Raw genomic sequence first — 10,462 nt, forward strand, 5'->3', positions numbered from 1 at the left:
TTTGAAGGAGAGAAAGACCTTATGACCAAAGTCATTGAAGCTGATAGGGGTTTTAAAGTTTGGTGGCATTTAACACGTCCACATACTTTAACCGCTTCATTTGTTCCAGTATTCCTAGGAACAGCAATTGCATTAGCAATTGAAAAAGAAACAATTGATTTTGGACTATTTTTTGCTATGCTCATTGCAAGTATGCTTATTCAAGCAGCAACGAATATGTTCAATGAATATTATGATTACAAATTAGGATTAGATAACGAGGATTCTGTCGGAATTGGCGGAACGATTGTCCGTCATGGTGTACAACCAAAAACGATTATGATGATTGCGCTAAGCTTTTATGCTATTGCCATGCTACTTGGCATTTACATATGTGCCTCCACATCTTGGTGGTTAGCTGCTGTCGGACTAGTTTGTATGCTGATTGGTTTCTTATATACAGGTGGGCCATATCCAATCGCCTATTCACCTTTTGGAGAAATTGTTTCTGGGGCAGTAATGGGAATGGGAATCGTTTTGATTGCTTTCTATATTCAAACGCTTACAGTAACACTGGATGCCGTCTTACTTTCCGTTCCAAGTATGATTTTAGTTGGCGCTATTATGCTATCCAATAATATTCGTGATATTGTTGGCGATACAGAAGGTGGACGCAAAACATTGGCTATTTTGGTAGGACGTGATAATGCAATCTCCGTGCTATCAGGATTTTTTATCGTTTCATACTTATGGGTGATCGCCCTTGTTGCAATTGATGGCATTACTTTTTGGGCTTTGATTATTTTCTTAAGTATCCCTAAACCATTGCGTGCCATTCAAATATTCAGAGATAAAAAAGAAGCCAAAGAAGTGATGCCTGCGATGAAATATACAGCGCAAACGAATACATTCTTCGGCTTCCTATTAGGAATTGGTTTATTAATTGATTATTTCTTTTAAAAAGTGCGGCAGCCTTATCGGGTTGCTGCTTTTTTTACATACCGTATGAAATTTTGACTAGCGATGCCATGTACCTCTTCCTCTGAAAAGCGAGTTCGTAATGCCTCTAATAAATTTTGAGCCTCTCCCGCATGAGCTAATCCTTTTACGGTCACATCTATGCCATCAAAATCTGAGCCCAACCCTATATGCTCGACACCTACTAAATTGGCGAAATGCTCCACATGATTTACCAATTGTTCTAGCGTTGCATCTTGACCACCAATAAAGAGTGGATAATAAACAACATGGATATGCCCTCCATATTTTACAAGGGCCTTCGCTTGTGCATCTGTTAAATTACGGGGATGATCACATAATGCTCGTGCATTACTATGACTAGCAATAATATGCTTTGCTAACGGTAACACATCCCAAAAGCTTTGTTCGTTTAGATGGGAGACATCAATAATAATATCACGGTCATTTAATAGTTGAATGACTTCTTTACCAAATGGCTTCAATCCAAGACTTGCATCTTGTTCCGCTCCATGGGCAACAGCATTTTCCTCATTCCACGTTAAACCGACTAATTTGACACCTGCATCAAGTACAGCAATTAGCTTTGTTAAATCATCGCCAATTGCGCTGCAACCTTCTAAGCTTAAGATAGCTCCTATTTCATGGGGAGCCAATTGCTCTAACTGTGCCCAATCTGTAATATGCACCATGCCCTCTGTTTGTAAAACATGGGTATGAAATGCTTCCATTTGGCGAATGACTTCAAGAAATTGTTGGTTTTGAGGGATCGCTGGGTCAATAAAGATGGCGAATACTTGAGCTTTTATTTGCCCTAACTGCAGTCTTTTTTGATTGACGTGTATACGCACATCCTCTGCAAAACTAGCCGCTTCAAGCGTTGTTAATTTCAAAAGTGCATCACAATGTAAATCAATAATGTTCATCTTCTCACCTCTACAGCTATTATACTGCTTTAGTAAGGAAAATACTTACTGATTTTTATCCTGTGGTGTATCAGAAGAACCAAATTCTTCAAGCTCTATAAAATCATCCGATCTTGGTGTTGAAGAAAGCACCTCCTCCTCCACTGGTCGTAAATTATCCTCTTTCTTTTCCGCATGCTCGACACATGTCATAGCTTGTGGCATAGCCTCTAAACGTCCAATTGGAATCTCTTTACCACAGACAGTACATTCGCCATATGTTCCGTCAGCTATTGCTTGAAGAGCTTCTTTTATTTCCTCTGCATTGTCGCCACGATGCTCATCAATAGCCATTTCTGTAAGCTGATCCGTTAAATCACTGGCATTATCAGCTGGATGATTATCATAATTAGATAGCTCTGTCGCTTGGGGACGCTCTGATTCATCTATTCGCTTTTCGATTTCTTGTAATTCTTGCTCCAATTGTCTTTTTAATTTTTGCATAACTTGTTGATCCAAAAAAATCTCCTCCTTATGCTTTCATTTTTTCCTAATTTATTGTTTCTAAAACATCAGCATAAGGAAGGTTTATTTATTTACTCGTATAAGCTACGATTGCATCGTGTAAAAACTGTGCAGCTCCCACTACACTACGCTCGTCGTAATAAGCGGTGAAACGTTCATCTGCTATATACATTTGAGCGAGTCCTACATGTGCCTCTTTAGAATATTCTTTCCATGAAAAGCTCAACCATCGTTTATGGAGCTCTGCGACTTCCATTGCAATATCACTTGTTGCGTCTCCCAACCCCATTGCCTCTGTTAAACGTTCAAACATTTGCTGCTCCAATTGCTGCATTGCCTGAAATTGTTCCTCTGTCATATTCATAAGCTTAGCATTGGAAGCATCTACCGTTTTATCTCCATATTTGGCACGAATTTCTTGACCATATTTATTTTCATTATCCTCGATTAGCTTTTCTTTAAATCCATTAAATTTTTCTTCATTTGACATAGGTCTTTCCCCCTCAATTGATAATATCGTTTTTTCTACCGTCTGTAAGATCGTCTCAAGCTGTTCTTTTCGTTTAAGCAGAGCAGCTTTATGTGACTTTAGCGCCTCGGAATGTTGAAAATGAGGAGCTTGAATAATATCCTGAATAGTTGCTAGCTTCATATCCAATGCTCGGTAAAATAAAATCTGCTGCAGCAAATCGACTTCCGATTGACCGTAAAATCGATAGCTCGCCTCATTGGTTCTAGCTGGTTTCAGTAGCCCAATTTCATCATAATAACGCAGAGTTCTCGTGCTTACACCAGACAATTGGGCAAGTTCTTGAATTGTATATTCCATGTTTTCACCTCCATTACTGCTACTGTAAACTTTGACGCAACGTTAAGGTCAATAGGAAAAATAAATTTTTCCTCTTCCTATAATCATCCTCTCCGTTCATATAATTCCATAACTACCTATAAAACTATATTTTCCAACCGATATAAATAGTAAATATTTCACAGGAGGGTAATAGGATGAAATGTCCAAATTGTCAGCATGAGAATCTAAATGACAGTAAATTTTGCTCGGGTTGTGGTACTAAATTGACAAATACACCCTCAAAACAGGGTATCCCAACATGGGCCATTATCGTATTGTCCGTCTGTTTCATTGCAATTGGTGGGCTGGGCTATGCCTATTGGGATTTCTTCTCCAATAAAAAAAGTAATTCAGCCACTTACTCGGAAATAAATGACAATCAGAATTTAGAGACAAAGCAAGTTTCCTCTGAGGAACTGACGAAAAAGCAAGAAGCTCATGCACAGCAGGTTGATCGTGTCACTCTTATAAAGGAGATTCAGCAAAAGGTATTCACCATTCTAACTAACAATGCGCAAGGTTCCGGCTTCCTCTATAAAAAAGGGGGGTATGTTATTACTAATGCGCATGTTGTCCAAGGTGAAGTCGAAGTAATGGTTCGAAATTCTATGGGTCAAGAATCACCTGGTACAGTAGTCGGTATATCTGATCGTTATGATATAGCTTTAATACATGTTCCTAGCTATCAAGAGACAGCACCATTAGATATTGAAACATCAGAATCACCTATTGGCTTAGAAGTCATTGCCTTTGGAAGTCCACAAGGCTTTGAAAATTCAGCCTCCATTGGCTATATAACAGGCAATAAACGGGATATGAAGCTTGAAAATTTTATATACAAACAAATATATCAGGTCGATGCACAAATTGATAAAGGTAGTAGTGGCGGTCCTTTGGTGGATGTTAATACAGGAAATGTAATTGGGATTAACTCCCTACTTTACACAACCGAAACAAGCACACACTTCGCCTTCTCTATCCCTCTTTACAGTATGGTAGACCAATTTGATGGATGGATTGCTCAGCCTCTTTCTGCAAATGAGGTTCGTTCTGTTGCTAATCTATACGATAGCAGTCAACAACCTGCTAGTCATACAGAAACTACTACTGAAGCAGAAAATTTGTTAGCAGGGCAATTCGTGCAGGCATTCCGCCTATACTATGAAATGGCCCTTAATGAGGGTGATTTTTATTGGATTGCCGATATGCTTGCACCTAGTAGTTCTGCTTATAAAGAACTAGAAAAATATATAAATGAAATTGCGTATCAGGGCAATTACTTCTATTTTACAAACAATGAAGTGCTTGATGTACAATATTCGAGTGGCCAATACTATGTTGATATGAATGAAACCTTTGATTTCTATGATGCCCAAGGTAATTATCAATTTTACGATCGGTATAAGACGTATACTGTAATCACAGATGAATATGGTGCTTATAAAATTGCCGCTATTAAAATTCACTAATAACGTCTGAAAGCCATCGAGAGTAACTTCTCGATGGCTTTCGTCTAAATTGCTATTGATATTTTCCATGCCACACTATTTGTCGATAATTTTCTTTATCCGTGTCACCCTCTGTATTAATTAATAATACTCTCGCATCTCTATTTAACTGTAACGTATCTTTTAATTGTCTGTAACGATCATTTGTTATGATTTCATAAAAACAACCAAATGGAGCTGCTCCCGATTCTCCTGCTACAATGCGTGTATCAGTGTTCAATGGATTACCAAGGATACGCATTCCTGTTGCTGCTACTTCTTCCCCACAGCTAATGCTTATTTTCGTATAGGCTTTTAACAGTTTCCACGCCTGAGGATTCGGTTCACCACACGCAAGCCCTGCCATTATCGTTTGCATGTCGCCGCCAACAGTTACAAATTCATTGGTACCCGCTTTAAAGCTTTTATAATAACAATTAGCTACATGTGGCTCCACTAAAACAATAGTCATTTCCTGCTCATAGTATTGTCTTAAAAAGGCAACTACTGCTGCTGCAAAAGACCCTACTCCAGCCTGTAAAAACACATGAGTCGGTGCTTGTTCTATCTCTTCAACAACCTCTTGTATTAGAGTTGTATAGCCCTGCATAATCCATAATGGGATTTTCTCATAGCCATCCCACATTGTATCCTGAATTAAAACCCAACCATGTTCTTCAGCTAGCTGAGAAGTATAGCGAACAGTATCATCATAATTCATTGCGGTGATTTCAGCATAGGCTCCCTCATTGATAATGTTTTGTAATCGTTCCTTAGCGCTACCAGCAGGCATATAGATTCGTGCTTGAAAACCTAGCTCTCGAGCTGCCCAAGCTACCCCTCGACCATGGTTCCCATCAGTTGTTGAAATAAACGTTAACTCACCCAACTGATCTTTTAGTTCTGATGACTTTAATTGTTCATAGGAAAGATCTTCAATATCTTTATTGAGCATATTGGCAACATATTGTGCGATAGCATAAACGCCTCCTAGTACTTTAAAGGCATTCAAACCAAATCGAAACGATTCATCTTTTATCCAGATTTTTTCTACATCCATATAGGAAGCCAATGATGCTAAATGATGGAGTGGTGTCTTTTCAAACTTCTCATATGTACGTTGGAATTGACTAACTTTCTTTACTTGTTCTAGAGTAAAATTCGAAAGTAAGGCTGTTATTTGTTCGTCATTATCTTGCCCTACATAATGTTGATTAGGAACCCATTTTAATTTTTCACTCAAATCTATCCCCCCTCTCCCACATCTTAGTCTATCTCGCTAAAAAATACAAAATGCTCTTACGGAAATAAAAAAACTATACACTCATCTTATTTCGATGAATGTATAGCTTATCCATTAATTATTTCGTAAAGATTTCTTCTACTTGATCTAGCATAATATCAGCAGCTAGAATTCCTCCAGCTGTATTCCAAATGACATCATCTACTTTATGTGCATTGCCTTTTTGAACAGCAGAAAGGTTTTTCCAAAGAGGATCTTGTGTCCACTCTTGTTCAGTTGCTAATGCTGAATCATCACCAGTTGGCATGTATGTGAAGTAGAAAATAACATCCCCATCCATTTGAGGAATTACTTCTTTCCCTACCTCTACAGCTAAGTTTCCTAGCTTTGCATTATCTTTAAATAAATCTGCTTGCGCTGGAACACGTTTAAATCCTAACGCATCAAAAATAATACCTGAGAATGAATCTGTGTAATAGATACGAGATTTATCTGCCATAAAGCGGACAAATGAAACTTCTTGGTTTGTTTGATCACCAAGTTTTTCTTTTAACGCTTGTAGCTTATCATCGTAAGCTGTTAACACTTCTTTACCTTTTGTTTCTTGATTTACTGCTTTTGCGTATAACTGAAAGTTCTCTTTCCAATCACCACGTAATGTTTCAGAGAACACGGTTGGCGCAATTTTGCTAAGTTTCGCATAATCTTTTTCTTGTCGTAATTTATTACCAATGATTAAATCTGGTTTTAATGAAGCAATTTTTTCTAAATTAATTTCATGTTCAATGCCGACTACTTCGACACCTTCCATCTGATCCTTAATATGATCATACCACGGATCACCTGTCCATGATTGTACCGCACCAACTGGCTTAATGCCTAACGCTAAAAGTGCCTCTGTTCCTTCATTTGTTAAAACAACAATGCGTTTTGGTGTGTCTTTTACTTCAGTTGTTCCCATAGCATGTTCTACACTGTAAGCATTGCTTTCTTTTGAACTTTCTTCTTTCTTATCATCGTTAGAATTACCGCATGCTGCCAAAACAAAAATAGCAACAATAGCTAGCAAAACTAAGAGTTTTTGAAATCCTTTTTGCACCTTTTCTTCCCCCATTGTATATGATAAAATGTTTAAGCATAATTGACGAGAATGAAAATCAGTTTCATTTGTCTCTTAGAACGTTACTAATCTTATTGTATGAGCTTATCAGTGTCAATACATATTTTAATAATTATGAAAGAAAAGAGTATAGTTTAAACATGATTTTAAAAAATAATTATTCTAAAACGTTCGCTTTAATCGTAGGGGTTTTGCTACTACTTCTTTGCATGGGCATTAGTATTGTCTATGGCTATGCAAATACTTCTATCCAAACTACCCTTGAATCTTTTTTTCATTTTAACCATTCAAATGAGCATATCATTATTCAAAATGTTCGTATTCCAAGAGCACTTATAGCCAGTTGTGTTGGAGCATCGTTAGCGATTACGGGTGTGCTTATGCAAACTTTAACGAAAAATCCTTTAGCTTCTCCTGGAATATTAGGGATAAATGCTGGAGCAGGATTTGCCGTTGTCTTTGCCATGATTTTTTTCCATATTTCAGGTTTACAATCATTTGCATGGATCGCCTTTCTAGGTGCTGCCATCGCGGCACTAGCTGTTTATGCAATCAGTTTCTCCGGAAGAGATGCCGTAACACCCGTAAAAATTACTTTAGCAGGCGCTGCCATAAGTGCACTTTTTGCATCATTTACACAAGGGTTACTCGCTACAAATGAAGCAGAACTTGAGCAAGTATTGTTTTGGCTAGCTGGCTCTGTCCAAGGGCGTAAACTCGAAATTCTGATCTCAGTTCTCCCATATTTAATCATCGGGTGGATAGCTGCTCTAATCATTTCCCCTAAAATGAATACTCTTGCGCTAGGAGATGATGTGGCAAGAGGACTAGGATTACGTATAGGGTTAATGAAAATAATTGTAGGTTTGATTGTTATTTTTTTAGCAGGGGGTGCTGTTGCTATCGCTGGCCCCATCGGTTTTATTGGCATTGTAGTTCCCCATTTTGCGCGTAAGTTTGTCGGCACAGATCATCGATGGCTTATTCCGATGGCTGCCTTACTTGGAGGCATTTTATTATTGTTAGCGGATGTCGCAGCCCGATATATCATCATGCCACAAGAAGTACCAGTCGGAGTCATGACCGCAATGATTGGCGCGCCATTCTTTATTTACCTTGCGCGAAAAGGTGGAAAAAAATAATGAAAAACATACGAACAGTCCGTTTATTTCAGAAAAAAATATCATTTTTATTAGATGTACAAGCTATGAAAAAATTACTGGTGATTAGCTTTCTAACACTAGCGGTTTTCTTTCTTAGCGCATCATTCGGTGATTCTTTTATTAGTCCTATTAAAGTTGTACAAACTCTCTTCGGCCAAGGCTCTGATTTTGATCAGTTGATCATTATTGATTTTCGAATGCCCCGAATTTTTATGGCTATGTTTACTGGTATGGCGCTAGCTGTAGCAGGTGCTGTTTTACAAGGAATCATTAAAAATCCACTGGCCTCTCCTGATATTATTGGAATATCTGCTGGGGGCGGTGCAGCTGTTGTTGGTTTCTTAGCCATTTTCAGTGATTCTAATCACTCTTTAACAGTCAGTATAGAATGGATGCCATTAGCAGGTTTTATTGGTGCTACTGTAGTTGGGTGTTTGGTTTACCTATTTGCATGGAAAGATGGTGTTACGCCAAATCGTCTTGTTTTAATCGGTATTAGTGTATCCGCATTGATGCAAGCCATTACGACCATGCTAATGATTATTGGTCCTATCTATCAAGCAAGTGAAGCAAATAAGTGGATTACTGGGAGCGTCAAAAGCGCAGACTGGGATCAAGTTCAAATCGTTGTGCCCTTAATACTAGTACTCCTACTTGTCACGTTCTTTACTACACGTCAGTTAAATGTACAAGAATTAGGTGATGATACAGCGGCAGGATTAGGACAATCCGTTCAAAAAACTCGTCTATATTTAATTCTGTTATGTTGCTGCTTAGTAGCAAGTGCCATTTCCTTTGCGGGGGCAATTGGATTTGTAGGGTTGATGGCCCCTCATATCGCACGTCGTATCGTTGGTTCATCATTCGGAGTACTTGTGCCAACATCCGCAGCCATTGGAGCATTGCTCGTAATGGTTGCGGATATTATCGGTCGTACTGCGTTTAGCCCTTTAGAAGTGCCAGCTGGTGTCTTTACTGCTGCCATCGGTGCTCCTTATTTTATCTATTTATTATTTAGAAATCCTAATAAATAAAGGAGTTCATACATCATGACTGAATCCTTATTAACTAAATCCCTAACATTAAGTTATGGTGATTCCAATATTATCGAAGATCTCAATTTATCTATCCCTTTGAATGAAATTACTGTCTTAATTGGAGCGAACGGCTGTGGCAAATCTACACTTTTACGCTCTATTGCTCGATTATTAAAGCCCAAAAAGGGATCTGTGTTATTAGATGGCGAAGATATTTTTAAACTATCTACAAAGCAAGTAGCTAAAAACCTTTCTATACTTCCTCAATCACCAGTAGCACCAGAAGGCTTAACGGTTCTACAGCTCGTTAAACAAGGACGATTTCCTTATCAAAGTTGGCGCCAGCAATGGACGGAGAAGGACGAGGAAATTGTGATGAATGCCTTAAAAGCAACAGGTACGGAGCAATTACGAGATAGACCAGTGGATGAGCTATCAGGTGGGCAACGTCAACGTGCATGGATTGCTATGACACTTGCTCAAGATACAGATATTATTCTTTTAGATGAGCCTACAACCTATTTAGATCTAACTCATCAAATAGAAGTGTTAGATTTATTATTTGAATTAAATCAACAGCAAAAGCGAACAATTATTATGGTCTTACATGATATAAACCTCGCTTGTCGTTATGCCGATCATATCATTACTGTACGTGATCGAGGAGTTTATCGCCAAGGTAAGCCTGAAGAGATCATGACGACAGAATTAGTTAGCCATGTATTTGATCTTGAATGTCAAATGACATCAGATCCAATCTTTGGAACACCTTTATGTATTCCTTATGGTAAAGGACGAAATATTACGTAAGTCTTCAAAAAACAACAAGCCTTCGCCGATTGATTATCTGGCGAAGGCTTTCTTGTTACCTGTTCTTTTCCGTTCATAAAAAAAGTGCAGTAGATGTAAATTCATCTACTGCACTTAGTATGACCCGTACGGGATTCGAACCCGTGTTACCGCCGTGAAAGGGCGGTGTCTTAACCACTTGACCAACGGGCCAATGGCGGAGAAGGAGGGATTTGAACCCTCGCGCCGGTTACCCGACCTACACCCTTAGCAGGGGCGCCTCTTCAGCCTCTTGAGTACTTCCCCACACAAAAAAATGGCTCCGAAGGCAGGACTCGAACCTGCGACAACCTGATTAACAGTCAGGTGCTACTACCAACTGAGCT

Annotated in this window: 10 protein-coding genes and 2 tRNA genes; 5 read left to right on the forward strand and 7 right to left on the reverse strand. The window is 38.7% G+C overall.

Features of this window, described 5'->3' with window-relative positions; all coding sequences use genetic code 11:
• The first annotated feature begins 21 nt into the window (after window positions 1–21).
• Window positions 22–939 carry a 1,4-dihydroxy-2-naphthoate polyprenyltransferase gene (locus AC1Q6O_RS12995; RefSeq protein WP_008180339.1) on the forward strand — a complete coding sequence of 306 codons (918 nt, stop codon included), beginning with the start codon at window positions 22–24 and terminating at the stop codon, window positions 937–939.
• 14 nt (window positions 940–953) lie between these two features.
• On the opposite strand, the gene AC1Q6O_RS13000 is transcribed toward AC1Q6O_RS12995, so the two are convergent.
• From AC1Q6O_RS13000 to AC1Q6O_RS13010, 3 genes are all read right to left on the reverse strand, one after another.
• Window positions 954–1,883: a dipeptidase gene (locus tag AC1Q6O_RS13000; RefSeq protein ID WP_008180338.1), complete on the reverse strand. Its 930-nt coding sequence runs from the start codon at window positions 1,881–1,883 to the stop codon at window positions 954–956.
• 45 nt (window positions 1,884–1,928) lie between these two features.
• Complete coding sequence (locus tag AC1Q6O_RS13005) at window positions 1,929–2,381, reverse strand: TraR/DksA C4-type zinc finger protein (RefSeq protein WP_492401422.1); 453 nt, start codon at window positions 2,379–2,381, stop codon at window positions 1,929–1,931.
• A 73-nt stretch (window positions 2,382–2,454) separates the two neighbouring features.
• Window positions 2,455–3,216, reverse strand: a complete 762-nt coding sequence (locus tag AC1Q6O_RS13010) for a MerR family transcriptional regulator (RefSeq protein ID WP_089985573.1) — start codon at window positions 3,214–3,216, stop codon at window positions 2,455–2,457.
• Between the two features lie 176 nt (window positions 3,217–3,392).
• Between AC1Q6O_RS13010 and AC1Q6O_RS13015 the strand changes: the two genes are divergently transcribed.
• The gene (locus AC1Q6O_RS13015) at window positions 3,393–4,706 is read left to right on the forward strand and encodes a trypsin-like peptidase domain-containing protein (RefSeq protein WP_492401424.1); all 1,314 of its coding nucleotides are present in this window, start codon (window positions 3,393–3,395) and stop codon (window positions 4,704–4,706) included.
• Between the two features lie 52 nt (window positions 4,707–4,758).
• Here the strand turns inward: AC1Q6O_RS13015 and AC1Q6O_RS13020 are convergent, their stop codons facing one another.
• Both AC1Q6O_RS13020 and AC1Q6O_RS13025 read right to left on the reverse strand, forming a co-directional pair.
• Entirely contained in the window at window positions 4,759–5,967 is a 1,209-nt protein-coding gene (locus tag AC1Q6O_RS13020) for a diaminopropionate ammonia-lyase (protein WP_008180332.1), read from the reverse strand.
• Between the two features lie 118 nt (window positions 5,968–6,085).
• Window positions 6,086–7,081: an ABC transporter substrate-binding protein gene (locus AC1Q6O_RS13025; protein ID WP_008180330.1), complete on the reverse strand. Its 996-nt coding sequence runs from the start codon at window positions 7,079–7,081 to the stop codon at window positions 6,086–6,088.
• A gap of 146 nt (window positions 7,082–7,227) precedes the next feature.
• Here AC1Q6O_RS13025 and AC1Q6O_RS13030 point away from each other — a divergent pair, with 146 nt between their 5' ends.
• Genes AC1Q6O_RS13030 through AC1Q6O_RS13040 form a run of 3 tightly spaced genes read left to right on the forward strand, consistent with a single transcriptional unit; the run spans window position 7,228 to window position 10,097 of the window.
• Window positions 7,228–8,229, forward strand: coding sequence for a FecCD family ABC transporter permease (locus tag AC1Q6O_RS13030; protein ID WP_043990719.1), 1,002 nt, complete (start codon window positions 7,228–7,230; stop codon window positions 8,227–8,229).
• Window positions 8,229–9,284: a FecCD family ABC transporter permease gene (locus AC1Q6O_RS13035; RefSeq protein ID WP_008180327.1), complete on the forward strand. Its 1,056-nt coding sequence runs from the start codon at window positions 8,229–8,231 to the stop codon at window positions 9,282–9,284. The genes AC1Q6O_RS13030 and AC1Q6O_RS13035 overlap by 1 nt, the downstream gene beginning before the upstream one ends.
• A gap of 15 nt (window positions 9,285–9,299) precedes the next feature.
• The gene (locus AC1Q6O_RS13040; protein WP_008180325.1) at window positions 9,300–10,097 is read left to right on the forward strand and encodes an ABC transporter ATP-binding protein; all 798 of its coding nucleotides are present in this window, start codon (window positions 9,300–9,302) and stop codon (window positions 10,095–10,097) included.
• Between the two features lie 120 nt (window positions 10,098–10,217).
• On the opposite strand, the gene AC1Q6O_RS13045 is transcribed toward AC1Q6O_RS13040, so the two are convergent.
• Window positions 10,218–10,289 (reverse strand) — tRNA-Glu (locus tag AC1Q6O_RS13045).
• 2 nt (window positions 10,290–10,291) lie between these two features.
• Window positions 10,292–10,382, reverse strand: a tRNA-Ser gene (locus tag AC1Q6O_RS13050).
• Window positions 10,383–10,462 lie beyond the last annotated feature (80 nt).

It is taken from the genome of Lysinibacillus sp. GW823-FHT06C08 (assembly GCF_058795135.1).